Source organism: uncultured Escherichia sp., assembly GCF_948475835.1.
Classification (GTDB): Bacteria; Pseudomonadota; Gammaproteobacteria; order Enterobacterales; family Enterobacteriaceae; genus ECMA0423.
Map to the genome: position 1 here is coordinate 1 of NZ_CAOLGM010000057.1, position 14,179 is coordinate 14,179.

Genomic DNA, 14,179 nt, shown 5'->3' on the forward strand with positions numbered 1-14,179 from the left:
CTCCCGTAGGAGTCTGGACCGTGTCTCAGTTCCAGTGTGGCTGGTCATCCTCTCAGACCAGCTAGGGATCGTCGCCTTGGTGAGCCGTTACCCCACCAACAAGCTAATCCCATCTGGGCACATCCGATGGCAAGAGGCCCGAAGGTCCCCCTCTTTGGTCTTGCGACGTTATGCGGTATTAGCTACCGTTTCCAGTAGTTATCCCCCTCCATCAGGCAGTTTCCCAGACATTACTCACCCGTCCGCCACTCGTCAGCGAAACAGCAAGCTGTTTCCTGTTACCGTTCGACTTGCATGTGTTAGGCCTGCCGCCAGCGTTCAATCTGAGCCATGATCAAACTCTTCAATTTAAAAGTTTGATGCTCAAAGAATTAAACTTCGTAATGAATTACGTGTTCACTCTTGAGACTTGGTATTCATTTTTCGTCTTGCGACGTTAAGAATCCGTATCTTCGAGTGCCCACACAGATTGTCTGATAAATTGTTAAAGAGCAGTTGCGACGCGGCTTTCAGCTCACTGTCGCGAGGTGGCGTATATTACGCTTTCCTCTTTCAGAGTCAACCCTGAATTTCAGGATTTTTTCTCTTCGTTGTTACGACCATCTTGTGAAGTGTTTCACGTTGTCGTCTCAACGGAGGCGCATTATAGGGATCCCAATTTTTTGCACAAGTACTTTTTTGATCTTTTTTTCTGTTTGTTGTTTTTTCACCCTTTTTGCTGCATTCGCACACAAAACGGTGCTTTTTTGCATACTAAAAGACTTGCACAAGGCCAATAATGCCCCCAAAGTCATTAGTAAATCATTTATTGCTGAGGTAAGTATGTCTGATGTTTTACGCCCATACCGCGATCTTTTTCCACAAATCGGTCAGCGCGTAATGATCGACGATAGCAGTGTCGTGATTGGTGACGTTCGTCTGGCTGATGATGTGGGGATCTGGCCGCTCGTTGTGATTCGTGGAGATGTACATTATGTACAGATCGGAGCACGCACCAATATCCAGGATGGCAGTATGTTGCATGTCACTCATAAATCCTCGTACAACCCAGATGGCAACCCATTAACCATTGGCGAAGATGTCACTGTTGGTCACAAGGTGATGCTCCACGGCTGCACCATTGGCAATCGAGTTTTGGTTGGGATGGGCTCAATTTTACTTGATGGCGCAATAGTAGAAGATGATGTGATGATTGGTGCGGGTAGTCTGGTCCCACAAAATAAACGGCTGGAGAGCGGATATCTGTATCTCGGTAGCCCCGTCAAACAGATCCGCCCGTTAAGTGATGAAGAGAAGGCTGGGTTACGCTATTCCGCGAATAATTACGTGAAATGGAAGGACGAATATCTGGATCAGGGTAACCAGACCCAGCCTTGATCATCTTCACTTTGTTCCTGAATTAAGTTTTCCGCTTCTTCTTCCAGATCCCAGCGATGCTGACGAAAACTCGCTAACCACTGTTCTGGCGTATCTCCAGTAAAACGATACGCCAGACTCTCGCCAGAGATCGCACATGTCAGTTGCATGCCATTCACGAGAGCGGGAAAACATACACATTTTTTATTCTCGTCCCACTCTTCTCTGTCCGGAAACTGGATGGCCTGATTCACGCGGACAATTCCTCCTGCAATTGCTTTATAACTGGTTCTACGTCAGGCAGAACACCGTGCCAGAGAAGAAAGGCATGAGCCGCCTGTGCCACCAGCATTCCTAAACCATCAGCATTACGCTTTGAGCCTCGCTGCTCACACCATGCCAGAAAAGGAGTTTTTCCTTTCTGATAGAACATGTCATAGCAATAAATGCCTGGATGAATGAGCGATGACGGGATCGCCGGAATATCACCACTGATGCCACTGGATGTTGCATTAATAATGAGATCAAACTCATGACCTTCCAGTTCGTCCATACCCAACGCCTGAATACTGCCAGTGTGCGCAAACAATTTAGCCAACTCTTCCGCGCGGGATACCGTCCGATTAGTGATTGTCACCGCACAGTCCAGGGAAAGAAGTGGCAGTAGTACGCCGCGAGATGCTCCACCAGCGCCGATGAGCAGAATACGTAAACCAGGACGGATAAAAGACAGACGTTCCAGATCGCTTAACAAACCTATACCATCGGTATTGTCACCCAGCAGGCGTCCATCTTCTAACCGCTTGAGGGTATTAACAGCACCAGCCAACGCTGCCCGTTCAGTAAGCTCATCCGCTCTGGCAAAAGCCTCTTCTTTAAAAGGCACCGTCACATTCGCACCTTTACCACCAGCACGAAAGAAAGCGTTCAGTGTGTTGATGAAATCATTGATGGGTGCCAACACGCGCCCATAGGGATGTTCAATATTCAGTTGCTGAGCAAATTGCTGATGAATGAATGGCGATTTGCTGTGGGCTATCGGATTACCAAAAACAGCATAGGTTTCCATTATGTTACCCCTGTCGAAACAGTTCACCCGTCAGGGCATCGCGGATTTCTGAAGGATTTAAACGCCCCCCCGTTTCACCAGGCACAACCGGGAACGCCGCGCCAAATTGTGCGCGAACTTCGTCTACTGTTCGACAAGGTGGCAATCCACTCAAGTTGGCACTGGTAGAAACCAGCGGTTTACCATAAGCCTGGCACAAAGCAACCACCAACGGATGGTCGGTGACTCGTACAGCAAGCGAATCAAAGCGGCCCGTCAACCAGCGCGGTGTTGTCGCAGGCGCGGGAAAGACAAAGGTGACAGGACCTGGCCAGCGGGAAAAAATGGTTTCACGCTGCGCATCAGTCAGCATGGTGTCATCAATATAGGGTTTAAGCTGCTCGTAATTTGCCGCGATTAAAATCAGCCCCTTATCAACCGGACGCTGTTTTAACTCCAACAGTCGCATCACTGCTGTTTCGCTATCAGGATCGCACCCGACACCGAAAACGGCTTCCGTTGGATAGGCGATGACACGTTCTTCATTGAGGACATCTATCGCAGCTGCGATAGCGTCTCCTTGCAGGTTATTATTCACGTTATTATTCCGCCGAAACCGGCTTTCCACATTGTTTACTGGCACAAAAGTGTTTTACACCCTGCGCGGTTTTCTTTTCGATGAGTAGTGGATAATGACACTCAGGGCATTCTCCAGCTATGGGTTTGAAGTTAATGGCAAATTGACACTCCGGGTAGCGATCACAGGAGTGAAATGTTTTGCCATAACGGGAGCGGCGCTGGACCAGATGGCCCGTCCGGCATTGGGGGCATGTAATTGCTGTTTCGTCCGGTTTATCGATAAGTTCGGTATGTTCGCATTCAGGGTAGTTACTGCAACCAATAAACATACCAAAGCGTCCCTGGCGTAATACCAGATTTTCGCCACATGCAGGGCAAACCTGCCCCTCCAGAACTTTGACAATATGTCCATCCGCTGAAGATTTCAGAGGACGGACGTAGTCACACGCCGGATACTGTGAGCATCCAAGAAACGGACCGTGTTTCCCGGATCGAATAACCAGTTCAGCCCCGCACTTTGGGCAGGACTCATTATTACGCACCGTGAACAGTGCTGATTTCGCCATAACAACTTATGCTGAATTAAAGAAATGATTAATTCAGCATACCTTCATTCACTTCAAAGAGTAATTCTTCCATTTGCTGGTACGCATTTTCGCAGCCCGGAATATTGAACAACACCATCAGGATTACCCATTTCAGATCATCCAGTTCGAACTCTGCGTTATCCAGCGCGAGCACTCGCTCTATCACCATTTCACGAGTTTCAAGGTTGAGCACCTGAATCTGCTCAAGGAAAAGCAGAAAACCACGACAGCTGGCATCCAGTCTTTCACACTCCTCAGGGGTATAAATACGCATGGAGAGTGGATCAGAGGCCAGTTGCATCGGTTCTGCCAGTCCTTCCTGATAATCCGCAAGCTTTTCCAGCCAAAGCAGGGCATTGTAAATATCTTCTCGATCAAATCCTGCGTCGGTAAGATCCTGTTCAAGTTTGTCTTGATCCACACGCAACTCAGCTTCTGTGTGAATATAGGTTTCAAACAAATACATTAGTACGTCGAACATGGCATGCCCTCCTCAATCGGACATAGCCGCCGGGTACAGCTGCGATCCATCCTGCTAACTCCAGTTCGAGTAGTTGAGTAACTACCTCTGGCACAGGTTGGCCGGCACGTTCAGCGACGACGTCAACAGGTGTTACCTCATCTCCTACGTTAGCCAGGAGCTCAGGAAATGGCAATGCCACGTCTTGCTGATCTGGTGAATAAAATGAATTTTCAGGGGCGTCTGGCAACCAGTGCAATCCAAATTGCAAGTTTTCCAGAATTTCTTCCGGTTCCGTCACAAGAATCGCACCTTGTTTTATTAACCAGTGAGGCCCTTCGCTTCCCGGATTCCCTATTGGACCTGGCAAGGCAAAAACTTCACGCCCCTGCTCAAGCGCACAACGTGCTGTCACTAGCGAACCACTGCGCAAAGCCGCTTCCACCACCAGTACACCTTTACTTAGACCACTGATAATGCGATTTCTTCGTGGGAAATTGTAAGCAAGGGGTGGAACATCGAGGGGAAATTCCGAGACGAGAGCTCCGCCATGTTCAAGCAAACTGGCAGCCAGTCGGGCATGGCGGCGGGGATGAATGGTATTAAGTCCATTCCCCAATACAGCAATGCTGACGCCATTTACCTGTAAGGCCGCTTTATGCGCCACACCATCGATTCCACGCGCCAGTCCACTTGTAATTGTCACTCCACGCGTCGCCAGAGTTTCGCAAAATAATCGTCCCCATCGCTCGCCATACCATGAATGCGCCCGACTCCCCACTATGGCAAGCTGAAATGAATGCAGCGCGTGCAGTTCTCCTTCAACAAACAGTGCGCCGGGGTAATCTGTCGTCGCCTGAAGTTGAGGAGGATAAAATTCGCTGTCCGCAGGGATTAAATGATGGTTGGGTTGCTCCAACCAACAAAGTGAGCTTTCGATACTCTTTCGCGGAAATGAAAGAAAGCGTTGTGCCTGCCGCAATGTAAGCCCTGTTTGCTGCAATCCAACCGCATCAATTTGCGACTGTTTTGCCAGCCAGTGAGCTATACGGACCATATCATCGCCGTACAAGCTGCTGATACTCATTAAACGCAGCCAAATTTCTGTATCGACCATCCTTATCTCCCTGCCATAAGCAGCCTTAGCAATCTTTGCGATTGGTCAGTGATGCTGTCAATCAGAGGGGGATTTGTCTAGAATAGAAGAAATAATCTTTCTAACTCCTGAACACATCTCTGGAGATTTATGTCAGTTTTGCAAGTGTTACATATTCCGGACGAGCGGCTTCGCAAAGTTGCTAAACCGGTAGAAGAAGTGAATGCAGAAATTCAGCGTATCGTCGATGATATGTTCGAGACGATGTACGCAGAAGAAGGTATTGGCCTGGCGGCAACCCAGGTTGATATCCATCAACGTATCATTGTTATTGATGTTTCGGAAAACCGTGACGAACGGCTGGTGTTAATCAATCCGGAGCTTTTAGAAAAAAGCGGCGAAACAGGCATTGAAGAAGGTTGCCTGTCGATCCCTGAACAACGTGCTTTAGTACCACGCGCAGAGAAAGTTAAAATTCGCGCCCTGGACCGCGACGGTAAACCATTTGAATTGGAAGCAGACGGTCTGTTAGCCATCTGTATTCAGCATGAGATGGATCACCTGGTCGGCAAACTGTTTATGGATTATCTGTCACCGTTGAAACAACAACGTATTCGTCAGAAAGTTGAAAAACTGGATCGTCTGAAAGCCCGGGCTTAAGGATAAGAACTAACGTGTCAGAATCACTACGTATTATTTTTGCGGGTACACCTGACTTTGCAGCGCGTCATCTCGACGCGCTGTTGTCTTCTGGTCATAACGTCGTTGGCGTGTTCACCCAGCCAGACCGACCGGCAGGACGCGGTAAAAAACTGATGCCCAGCCCGGTTAAAGTTCTGGCTGAGGAAAAAGGTCTGCCCGTTTTTCAACCTGTTTCCCTGCGTCCACAAGAAAACCAGCAACTGGTCGCCGATCTGCAGGCTGATGTTATGGTCGTCGTCGCCTATGGCTTAATTCTGCCTAAAGCAGTGCTGGAGATGCCGCGTCTTGGCTGTATCAACGTTCATGGTTCACTGCTGCCACGCTGGCGCGGTGCTGCACCAATCCAACGCTCACTATGGGCGGGTGATGCAGAAACTGGTGTGACCATTATGCAAATGGATGTCGGTTTAGACACCGGTGACATGCTCTATAAGCTCTCCTGCCCGATTACTGCAGAAGATACCAGTGGTACGCTGTACGACAAGCTGGCAGAGCTTGGCCCACAAGGGCTTATCACCACGTTGAAACAACTGGCAGACGGCACGGCGAAACCAGAAGTTCAGGACGAAACTCTTGTCACTTACGCCGAAAAGTTGAGTAAAGAAGAAGCGCGTATTGACTGGTCACTTTCGGCAGCACAGCTTGAACGCTGCATTCGCGCTTTCAATCCATGGCCAATGAGCTGGCTGGAAATTGAAGGACAGCCGGTTAAAGTCTGGAAAGCATCGGTCATTGATACGGCAACCAACGCTGCACCAGGAACGATCCTTGAAGCCAACAAACAAGGCATTCAGGTTGCGACTGGTGATGGCATCCTGAACCTGCTCTCGTTACAACCTGCGGGTAAGAAAGCGATGAGCGCGCAAGACCTCCTGAACTCTCGTCGGGAATGGTTTGTTCCGGGCAACCGTCTGGTCTGATAGTCCACTCTTCTAAGCCCGGTCTTGCCGGGCGTTTTTATACTTATGAAAAAACAACGTAATTTACGTAGCATGGCGGCCCAGGCCGTTGAACAAGTCGTCGAGCAAGGGCAATCATTAAGCAACATTCTGCCACCGCTCCAGCAAAAAGTTTCCGATAAAGACAAAGCACTTCTTCAAGAGTTGTGCTTTGGCGTACTGCGTACGCTTTCGCAGTTAGACTGGCTGATTAATAAGTTAATGGCCCGTCCGATGACCGGCAAACAGCGGACCGTGCATTACCTGATTATGGTTGGTTTGTATCAACTGCTTTATACCCGCATTCCACCTCATGCTGCGCTGGCTGAAACGGTTGAAGGCGCTATCGCAATTAAGCGTCCGCAACTTAAAGGGTTGATAAACGGTGTATTACGCCAGTTCCAGCGTCAGCAAGAAGAGTTATTAGCCGAGTTTAATGCCAGTGATGCACGTTATCTGCATCCTTCCTGGTTGCTGAAGCGTCTGCAAAAAGCGTATCCAGAGCAGTGGCAATCCATCGTCGAAGCCAATAACCAGCGTCCGCCAATGTGGCTGCGCGTTAATCGTACGCATCATTCCCGCGACAGCTGGCTTGCATTGTTGGATGAAGCAGGAATGAAAGGTTTCCCGCATGCGGATTACCCTGATGCTGTACGGCTGGAAACACCTGCACCTGTTCATGCGCTACCTGGTTTTGAAGACGGATGGGTTACCGTTCAGGATGCATCAGCACAAGGTTGCATGACCTGGCTTGCGCCACAAAACGGTGAACACATTCTGGATCTTTGTGCCGCCCCCGGCGGTAAAACAACGCATATCCTTGAGGTGGCACCAGAAGCGCAGGTTGTTGCGGTTGATATTGACGAACAGCGCCTCTCTCGCGTTTACGACAATTTAAAACGCCTTGGTATGAAAGCGACCGTGAAACAAGGTGATGGCCGCTACCCTTCCCAATGGTGTGGCGAGCAACAGTTTGATCGCATTTTATTAGATGCGCCTTGTTCAGCAACCGGTGTGATTCGTCGCCATCCGGATATTAAATGGTTACGTCGCGATCGCGATATCCCGGAACTCGCGCAATTGCAGTCTGAAATTCTCGACGCCATTTGGCCGCATTTAAAATCCGGTGGAACCCTGGTCTATGCCACCTGTTCGGTGTTACCGGAAGAGAATAGCCTGCAGATTAAAGCCTTTTTGCAACGTACCGCTGATGCCGAACTTTGCGAAACAGGAACACCAGAGCAACCGGGTAAACAAAATCTGCCTGGTGCCGAAGAGGGCGACGGCTTCTTTTACGCTAAGCTAATCAAAAAGTGATGAGATAACGGGTCGCGACTGATGAAAATTATCATTCTGGGTGCCGGCCAGGTTGGCGGCACACTGGCGGAAAACCTGGTTGGCGAGAACAACGATATCACTGTTGTCGATACCAACGGTGAGCGTCTGCGGACCTTGCAGGATAAATTTGACCTGCGAGTCGTGCAGGGGCATGGCTCTCATCCACGCGTATTGCGGGAGGCAGGTGCCGACGACGCCGATATGCTGGTTGCTGTAACCAGTTCAGATGAAACCAATATGGTTGCCTGCCAGGTAGCCTACTCACTTTTCAACACCCCTAATCGCATCGCTCGCATCCGCTCACCAGACTACGTGCGCGATGCCGATAAGCTATTTCATTCAGATGCTGTACCGATTGATCATCTGATCGCACCAGAGCAGTTGGTTATCGATAATATTTACCGACTGATTGAGTATCCCGGCGCATTGCAGGTGGTGAACTTCGCTGAGGGTAAAGTCAGCCTCGCTGTGGTTAAAGCCTATTATGGCGGCCCGCTGATTGGTAACGCACTTTCGACCATGCGCGAACATATGCCACATATCGATACTCGTGTGGCAGCAATTTTCCGCCACGATCGCCCCATTCGTCCACAAGGTTCGACCATTGTGGAAGCTGGTGATGAAGTGTTCTTTATTGCCGCTTCACAGCATATCCGTGCGGTGATGAGTGAATTACAGCGACTGGAAAAACCGTATAAGCGGATCATGCTGGTTGGTGGCGGTAATATCGGTGCAGGGCTGGCGCGTCGTCTGGAAAAAGATTACAGCGTTAAACTCATCGAACGTAATCAGCAGCGCGCTGCCGAACTGGCGGAAAAGTTGCAGAATACGATCGTCTTTTTTGGTGATGCGTCGGATCAAGAACTGCTGGCCGAAGAACATATCGATCAAGTTGATCTGTTTATTGCCGTCACCAACGATGACGAGGCCAATATCATGTCCGCCATGCTTGCCAAACGTATGGGTGCGAAAAAGGTGATGGTATTGATCCAGCGTCGCGCTTATGTGGATCTGGTTCAGGGGAGCGTGATCGATATTGCGATTTCACCACAACAAGCAACTATTTCTGCGTTGCTTAGCCATGTGCGAAAAGCAGATATTGTTGGTGTTTCCTCATTGCGCCGCGGCGTAGCAGAAGCTATTGAAGCCGTTGCTCACGGTGATGAAAGCACCTCACGCGTTGTCGGCAGAGTCATTGACGAAATCAAGCTACCGCCAGGAACGATTATTGGAGCGGTGGTACGTGGAAACGACGTGATGATTGCCAATGACAATCTGCGCATTGAGCAAGGCGATCACGTAATTATGTTCCTCACAGATAAAAAGTTTATTACCGACGTCGAAAGACTCTTCCAGCCAAGCCCTTTCTTCTTGTAATTAATAAGGCGTCTAATGACGCCTTATTATTTCCCTTTGATTATCAAGGATTAATTAAATTCATTCCTGGCAGGAAAATGGCTTAACATTTGTTAGACTTATGGTTGTCGGCTTCATAGGGAGAATAACATGAGCATTATTAAAGAATTTCGCGAATTTGCGATGCGCGGGAACGTGGTGGATTTGGCGGTGGGTGTCATTATCGGTGCGGCATTCGGGAAGATTGTATCTTCACTGGTTGCCGATATCATCATGCCACCTCTGGGCTTATTAATTGGCGGGATCGACTTTAAACAGTTTGCTGTCACGCTACGCGATGCGCAGGGGGATATCCCTGCTGTTGTGATGCATTACGGTGTCTTCATTCAAAACGTCTTTGATTTTCTGATTGTGGCCTTTGCCATCTTTATGGCGATTAAGCTAATCAACAAACTGAATCGGAAAAAAGAAGAACCAGCAGCCGCACCAGCACCAACTAAAGAAGAAGTATTACTGACAGAAATTCGTGATTTGCTGAAAGAGCAGAATAACCGCTCTTAACAAACGCCTGAAAGCAGAAGGCCAGTGGTAAAAAAGTGATTTACTTTCTTGCCACTGGCCTCCCAGTTCCCCCGATTGCCATGTTTTCCTTTTCGCATGTAACTGCCTTTCCCTTTCTTATTTTTCTCTACTCGCTGTCGGAATAAGGGATCATGTAGTAATGCTTCTATCGCATTATCCTTTATCTGCCCTTTAGTATGCTGATATCGGCTCATAAAAACTCCAGTTGGTTATTTAACGGCGCGAGTGTAATCCTGTCAGTGCAAAAAATCAACAGCCACTCTTAACGCCACTCGCCCCTTGTTCAAGAGCTTCAAGAATCGAGCAATAAACACTGCTATGGGCGGTCCCACAACAGGCATCGTTAAGGCGTTGCAAGGAACGCTGCATACTCTGCAACTCGGCTATCCGTGCTTCGACTTCCTGCAATCTTTCCTGCACAATGCCTTTTGACTCCTGACAGGTATGGTGTTCAGGATCGATACGGATCGACAGCAACTCGCGGATCGACTCCAGACTGAAACCTAGTTGTCTGGCATGGCGGATAAATTTCAATCGCTGGAGATCGCTTTCGGTATACAGGCGAAACCCACCTTCAGTACGCACTTCATGCTCCATCATCTGCTGTTTTTCGTAATAACGAATCGTGTCGGGTGTTACTTCCGCCATTTTTGCCAGCTCACCAATGCGATACATACATACTCCACTAGTTATCGTTGATTTTATTCAACAACTTGTCAGCATAATCGCCGCGTAAAAAATCGGTACTCAGTCCAGCTTGTCGCAGCTTCAATTCCAGTAATGACAATCGACGGCTAACCTCTTGATATTGCGGATCATCGTGACGGATACCTTTGAGAATATCCAGAAGCTGAATTGCTTCCCTCCGTTGCTCAAGTTCTGGCGGTAAGCAACCGGCATTCTTCAACAAGCGATACCCCGCACGTAATTCCGGTGGCACGTGAGAATCATCATCCAGTATCAATGGTTCGCCGCTACCTGCCAGGTTATCAAACTCACCTTTCGCTTGCGCTTCTGCTATATGACGCTCTGCCCACTGGTCAAGTAACCACATATATACTCCAGGGGATGAACAAAAAGAGTACAGCTATTGTAGATAAGTGGGGATGCTACGGGTATAAAAAAACCCGCCGGGGCGGGTTTTTTTACGTTGCTTCAGATTACTCTGCAGCAGCTTCTGCTTTCTCTGAACGATCAACCAGCTCGATGTAAGCCATCGGCGCGTTGTCGCCTGCACGGAAGCCACACTTCAGAATACGAGTGTAACCACCGGCACGGCTCGCGAAACGCGGGCCCAGTTCGTTAAACAGTTTTGCCACGATCTCGTTATCACGAGTACGGGCGAATGCCAGACGACGATTAGCAACGCTATCAGTCTTGGCAAGAGTAATCAGCGGCTCAACTACGCGGCGCAGCTCTTTCGCTTTAGGCAGAGTCGTCTTGATGATTTCATGACGAACCAGTGAACCTGCCATATTGCGGAACATAGCCTGGCGATGGCTGCTGTTGCGGTTCAGTTGACGACCACTCTTACGATGGCGCATGACCTTATCCTTCTCAGTAAAACCTTAACCTGTGATCCGGTTACTCGTCAGCGATGCTTGCCGGTGGCCAGTTTTCCAGGCGCATGCCCAGAGACAGTCCACGGGAAGCCAGCACGTCTTTAATCTCAGTAAGAGATTTTTTACCAAGGTTAGGCGTTTTAAGGAGCTCAACCTCGGTACGTTGTACCAGATCACCGATATAGTGGATAGCTTCTGCTTTAAGGCAGTTAGCAGAGCGGACAGTCAATTCCAGATCGTCAACAGGGCGCAGCAGGATCGGATCGAACTCTGGTTTCTCTTCTTTCACTTCAGGCTGACGTACATCACGTAAGTCAACGAAAGCTTCCAGTTGTTCAGCCAGAATGGTTGCCGCACGACGAATCGCCTCTTCAGGATCGATTGTGCCGTTGGTTTCCATTTCGATGACCAGCTTGTCCAGGTCGGTACGCTGTTCTACACGCGCTGCTTCAACATTGTAGGCAATACGCTCCACAGGGCTGTAGCATGCGTCGACCAGCAGACGGCCGATTGGGCGCTCATCTTCTTCCGAATGAATTCGGGTAGAAGCCGGCACATAACCACGACCGCGCTGAACTTTGATACGCATGCTAATAGACGCGTTCTCATCGGTCAGGTGGCAGATCACGTGCTGCGGCTTGACGATTTCGACATCACCGTCGTGGGTGATATCGGCTGCAGTCACAGGGCCAATGCCAGATTTATTCAAGGTAAGAATAACTTCATCTTTGCCCTGAACTCTCACCGCCAGCCCTTTCAGGTTGAGCAGGATTTCCAGGATATCTTCCTGAACGCCTTCTTTGGTGCTGTACTCATGTAGTACACCATCAATCTCAACCTCGGTCACCGCGCAACCCGGCATCGATGAGAGCAGAATACGGCGCAGTGCGTTACCCAGAGTATGGCCAAAGCCACGCTCTAAAGGCTCAAGGGTCACCTTGGCGTGCGTCGAACTCACTTGCTCGATATCAACCAGGCGCGGTTTTAGAAACTCTGTCACAGAACCCTGCATTGTGTCCTCTCTTTGGTACTAAGCTTTACTTGGAGTAAAGCTCGACGATCAGGTGTTCGTTAATGTCCGCAGACAGATCAGAACGCTCCGGCTTACGCTTAAACGTACCTTCCATCTTGCCAGCATCAACTTCCAGCCAGGTTGGCTTTTCACGCTGCTCAGCCAGCTCCAGAGCGGCTTTCACGCGAGACTGCTTCTTCGCTTTCTCACGAATGCTTACAACGTCATTCGGACTAACCTGATAAGAAGCGATGTTAACAACACGACCGTTTACCATAATTGCTTTATGGCTAACCAGCTGACGTGCTTCTGCACGAGTGGCACCGAAGCCCATACGGTATACAACGTTGTCCAGACGACCTTCCAGCAGAGCCAACAGGTTTTCACCGGTGTTGCCTTTCAGACGTGCTGCTTCTTTGTAGTAGTTACGGAACTGACGCTCCAGCACACCATAGATACGGCGAACTTTTTGCTTTTCACGCAACTGCACACCATAGTCAGACAGACGCGGTTTACGCGCACCGTGCTGGCCAGGAGCTTGTTCAATTTTACACTTGGTATCGATCGCGCGAACGCCAGACTTAAGGAATAAGTCGGTGCCCTCACGACGGCTCAGCTTGAGCTTAGGACCCAAATATCTTGCCATTTTCTTTCTCCAACAAACCTGGAAAACGAGGCGTTATACGCGACGTTTTTTCGGCGGACGACAACCGTTATGAGGGATCGGAGTCACATCAGTAATATTAGTGATGCGGAAACCTGCGGCGTTCAGAGCACGAATAGTAGATTCGCGGCCTGGACCCGGACCTTTAACCATAACTTCCAGATTCTTGATGCCGTATTCTTTCACGGCGTCAGCGCAACGCTCTGCTGCAACCTGAGCTGCAAACGGAGTGGATTTGCGAGAACCACGGAAACCGGAACCACCGGCTGTTGCCCAACCCAACGCGTTACCCTGACGATCAGTGATAGTCACGATGGTGTTGTTGAAAGAAGCATGGATATGAGCCACGCCGTCAGAGACTTGTTTTCTTACACGTTTACGTGCACGAATTGGTGCCTTTGCCATTATTCAATCACCCCGATTATTTCTTGATCGGTTTGCGCGGACCCTTACGGGTACGTGCGTTGGTCTTGGTACGCTGACCGCGAACCGGGAGACCACGACGATGACGCAAACCGCGATAGCAACCAAGATCCATCAGGCGCTTGATGCTCATGCTGATTTCACGGCGCAGATCACCTTCAACGACAAATTTGGCAACTTCGTCACGCAGCGTGTCGATTTGTCCTTCAGACAGCTCACTGATCTTAACATCTTCAGCGATACCCGCTGCAGCCAGGATGGCTTTAGAACGGGTCTTGCCGACGCCATAAATCGAAGTTAATGCGATTACGGCATGCTTATGATCAGGAATGTTAATGCCTGCTATACGGGCCACTATGCACTCCTACTATTTAATATGTACGTTCCATGCTGAAAAGCCCGTTTTCAGGATACTCAAATGGAAACGCACAGACATACAAAAGATTGGCTGGCTAATCTAGCCAGCTCAACCCAAC

At 49.3% G+C, this 14,179-nt stretch carries 20 protein-coding genes and 1 rRNA gene; 6 read left to right on the top strand and 15 right to left on the bottom strand.

Features of this window, described 5'->3' with window-relative positions; all coding sequences use genetic code 11:
* Nucleotides 1-350: ribosomal RNA gene (locus QZF50_RS12560) — 16S ribosomal RNA — on the bottom strand; the annotation flags it as partial.
* Between the two features lie 472 nt (nucleotides 351-822).
* Here QZF50_RS12560 and QZF50_RS12565 point away from each other — a divergent pair.
* The gene (locus QZF50_RS12565) at nucleotides 823-1,377 is read left to right on the top strand and encodes a gamma carbonic anhydrase family protein (protein ID WP_001286216.1); all 555 of its coding nucleotides are present in this window, start codon (nucleotides 823-825) and stop codon (nucleotides 1,375-1,377) included.
* Here the strand turns inward: QZF50_RS12565 and QZF50_RS12570 are convergent.
* The 6 genes from QZF50_RS12570 to dprA are packed head-to-tail and all read right to left on the bottom strand — an operon-like array spanning nucleotide 1,353 to nucleotide 5,147.
* Entirely contained in the window at nucleotides 1,353-1,610 is a 258-nt protein-coding gene (locus QZF50_RS12570) for a DUF1488 domain-containing protein (protein ID WP_001070563.1), read from the bottom strand. The genes QZF50_RS12565 and QZF50_RS12570 overlap by 25 nt on opposite strands.
* Nucleotides 1,607-2,425, bottom strand: a complete 819-nt coding sequence (gene aroE / locus QZF50_RS12575; RefSeq protein WP_000451211.1) for a shikimate dehydrogenase — start codon at nucleotides 2,423-2,425, stop codon at nucleotides 1,607-1,609. Before aroE ends, QZF50_RS12570 begins: the two co-directional genes overlap by 4 nt.
* Nucleotides 2,426-2,429: 4 nt before the next feature.
* Entirely contained in the window at nucleotides 2,430-3,002 is a 573-nt protein-coding gene (gene tsaC / locus QZF50_RS12580; RefSeq protein ID WP_001297709.1) for an L-threonylcarbamoyladenylate synthase type 1 TsaC, read from the bottom strand.
* 4 nt (nucleotides 3,003-3,006) lie between these two features.
* Entirely contained in the window at nucleotides 3,007-3,549 is a 543-nt protein-coding gene (locus QZF50_RS12585) for a type I DNA topoisomerase (protein WP_001129724.1), read from the bottom strand.
* Nucleotides 3,550-3,577: 28 nt separating this feature from the next.
* Entirely contained in the window at nucleotides 3,578-4,051 is a 474-nt protein-coding gene (smg, locus tag QZF50_RS12590; RefSeq protein WP_001472606.1) for a DUF494 family protein Smg, read from the bottom strand.
* Nucleotides 4,023-5,147 carry a DNA-protecting protein DprA gene (gene dprA / locus QZF50_RS12595; protein ID WP_000228538.1) on the bottom strand — a complete coding sequence of 375 codons (1,125 nt, stop codon included), beginning with the start codon at nucleotides 5,145-5,147 and terminating at the stop codon, nucleotides 4,023-4,025. The genes smg and dprA overlap by 29 nt, the downstream gene beginning before the upstream one ends.
* Nucleotides 5,148-5,276: 129 nt before the next feature.
* On the opposite strand from dprA, the gene def reads away from it, so the two are divergent.
* From def to mscL, 5 genes are all read left to right on the top strand, one after another.
* Entirely contained in the window at nucleotides 5,277-5,786 is a 510-nt protein-coding gene (def, locus tag QZF50_RS12600) for a peptide deformylase (protein ID WP_000114984.1), read from the top strand.
* Between the two features lie 14 nt (nucleotides 5,787-5,800).
* On the top strand, nucleotides 5,801-6,748 hold the full coding sequence (gene fmt, locus QZF50_RS12605) for a methionyl-tRNA formyltransferase (RefSeq protein ID WP_000004454.1): 948 nt from the start codon (nucleotides 5,801-5,803) through the stop codon (nucleotides 6,746-6,748).
* Between the two features lie 45 nt (nucleotides 6,749-6,793).
* The gene (rsmB, locus tag QZF50_RS12610; RefSeq protein ID WP_000744779.1) at nucleotides 6,794-8,083 is read left to right on the top strand and encodes a 16S rRNA (cytosine(967)-C(5))-methyltransferase RsmB; all 1,290 of its coding nucleotides are present in this window, start codon (nucleotides 6,794-6,796) and stop codon (nucleotides 8,081-8,083) included.
* Nucleotides 8,084-8,104: 21 nt separating this feature from the next.
* Complete coding sequence (trkA, locus tag QZF50_RS12615; RefSeq protein ID WP_000691382.1) at nucleotides 8,105-9,481, top strand: Trk system potassium transporter TrkA; 1,377 nt, start codon at nucleotides 8,105-8,107, stop codon at nucleotides 9,479-9,481.
* Between the two features lie 129 nt (nucleotides 9,482-9,610).
* Nucleotides 9,611-10,021 carry a large-conductance mechanosensitive channel protein MscL gene (gene mscL / locus QZF50_RS12620; RefSeq protein WP_000022442.1) on the top strand — a complete coding sequence of 137 codons (411 nt, stop codon included), beginning with the start codon at nucleotides 9,611-9,613 and terminating at the stop codon, nucleotides 10,019-10,021.
* On the opposite strand, the gene arfA is transcribed toward mscL, so the two are convergent.
* The 8 genes from arfA to rpsM form a co-directional block, all read right to left on the bottom strand.
* The gene (gene arfA / locus QZF50_RS12625; RefSeq protein ID WP_000092699.1) at nucleotides 10,018-10,236 is read right to left on the bottom strand and encodes an alternative ribosome-rescue factor ArfA; all 219 of its coding nucleotides are present in this window, start codon (nucleotides 10,234-10,236) and stop codon (nucleotides 10,018-10,020) included. The two genes, mscL and arfA, sit on opposite strands and share 4 nt — an antisense overlap.
* Nucleotides 10,237-10,291: 55 nt before the next feature.
* Nucleotides 10,292-10,717, bottom strand: coding sequence for a Zn(2+)-responsive transcriptional regulator (zntR, locus tag QZF50_RS12630; RefSeq protein ID WP_000285607.1), 426 nt, complete (start codon nucleotides 10,715-10,717; stop codon nucleotides 10,292-10,294).
* A 10-nt stretch (nucleotides 10,718-10,727) separates the two neighbouring features.
* Nucleotides 10,728-11,096, bottom strand: coding sequence for a DUF1992 domain-containing protein (locus tag QZF50_RS12635; RefSeq protein WP_000266488.1), 369 nt, complete (start codon nucleotides 11,094-11,096; stop codon nucleotides 10,728-10,730).
* 106 nt (nucleotides 11,097-11,202) lie between these two features.
* Nucleotides 11,203-11,586: a 50S ribosomal protein L17 gene (rplQ, locus tag QZF50_RS12640; protein WP_001216368.1), complete on the bottom strand. Its 384-nt coding sequence runs from the start codon at nucleotides 11,584-11,586 to the stop codon at nucleotides 11,203-11,205.
* A 40-nt stretch (nucleotides 11,587-11,626) separates the two neighbouring features.
* Nucleotides 11,627-12,616: a DNA-directed RNA polymerase subunit alpha gene (rpoA, locus tag QZF50_RS12645; RefSeq protein ID WP_001162094.1), complete on the bottom strand. Its 990-nt coding sequence runs from the start codon at nucleotides 12,614-12,616 to the stop codon at nucleotides 11,627-11,629.
* A gap of 25 nt (nucleotides 12,617-12,641) precedes the next feature.
* Complete coding sequence (rpsD, locus tag QZF50_RS12650; protein WP_000135224.1) at nucleotides 12,642-13,262, bottom strand: 30S ribosomal protein S4; 621 nt, start codon at nucleotides 13,260-13,262, stop codon at nucleotides 12,642-12,644.
* 33 nt (nucleotides 13,263-13,295) lie between these two features.
* Nucleotides 13,296-13,685: a 30S ribosomal protein S11 gene (rpsK, locus tag QZF50_RS12655; protein WP_001029684.1), complete on the bottom strand. Its 390-nt coding sequence runs from the start codon at nucleotides 13,683-13,685 to the stop codon at nucleotides 13,296-13,298.
* Nucleotides 13,686-13,701: 16 nt separating this feature from the next.
* On the bottom strand, nucleotides 13,702-14,058 hold the full coding sequence (rpsM, locus tag QZF50_RS12660) for a 30S ribosomal protein S13 (RefSeq protein WP_000090775.1): 357 nt from the start codon (nucleotides 14,056-14,058) through the stop codon (nucleotides 13,702-13,704).
* Nucleotides 14,059-14,179: the final 121 nt, after the last annotated feature.

Excerpts from the sequence above, each read along its gene's own strand:
- smg (WP_001472606.1), bottom strand. The coding sequence starts at position 4,051 with ATGTTCGACGTACTAATGTATTTGTTTGAAACCTATATTCACACAGAA.
- zntR (WP_000285607.1), bottom strand. The coding sequence starts at position 10,717 with ATGTATCGCATTGGTGAGCTGGCAAAAATGGCGGAAGTAACACCCGAC.
- dprA (WP_000228538.1), bottom strand. The coding sequence starts at position 5,147 with ATGGTCGATACAGAAATTTGGCTGCGTTTAATGAGTATCAGCAGCTTG.
- rpsK (WP_001029684.1), bottom strand. The coding sequence starts at position 13,685 with ATGGCAAAGGCACCAATTCGTGCACGTAAACGTGTAAGAAAACAAGTC.
- mscL (WP_000022442.1), top strand. The coding sequence starts at position 9,611 with ATGAGCATTATTAAAGAATTTCGCGAATTTGCGATGCGCGGGAACGTG.
- arfA (WP_000092699.1), bottom strand. The coding sequence starts at position 10,236 with ATGAGCCGATATCAGCATACTAAAGGGCAGATAAAGGATAATGCGATA.
- QZF50_RS12585 (WP_001129724.1), bottom strand. The coding sequence starts at position 3,549 with ATGGCGAAATCAGCACTGTTCACGGTGCGTAATAATGAGTCCTGCCCA.
- rpsD (WP_000135224.1), bottom strand. The coding sequence starts at position 13,262 with ATGGCAAGATATTTGGGTCCTAAGCTCAAGCTGAGCCGTCGTGAGGGC.
- aroE (WP_000451211.1), bottom strand. The coding sequence starts at position 2,425 with ATGGAAACCTATGCTGTTTTTGGTAATCCGATAGCCCACAGCAAATCG.
- rsmB (WP_000744779.1), top strand. The coding sequence starts at position 6,794 with ATGAAAAAACAACGTAATTTACGTAGCATGGCGGCCCAGGCCGTTGAA.
- rpoA (WP_001162094.1), bottom strand. The coding sequence starts at position 12,616 with ATGCAGGGTTCTGTGACAGAGTTTCTAAAACCGCGCCTGGTTGATATC.
- def (WP_000114984.1), top strand. The coding sequence starts at position 5,277 with ATGTCAGTTTTGCAAGTGTTACATATTCCGGACGAGCGGCTTCGCAAA.
- QZF50_RS12565 (WP_001286216.1), top strand. The coding sequence starts at position 823 with ATGTCTGATGTTTTACGCCCATACCGCGATCTTTTTCCACAAATCGGT.
- trkA (WP_000691382.1), top strand. The coding sequence starts at position 8,105 with ATGAAAATTATCATTCTGGGTGCCGGCCAGGTTGGCGGCACACTGGCG.
- rplQ (WP_001216368.1), bottom strand. The coding sequence starts at position 11,586 with ATGCGCCATCGTAAGAGTGGTCGTCAACTGAACCGCAACAGCAGCCAT.
- QZF50_RS12635 (WP_000266488.1), bottom strand. The coding sequence starts at position 11,096 with ATGTGGTTACTTGACCAGTGGGCAGAGCGTCATATAGCAGAAGCGCAA.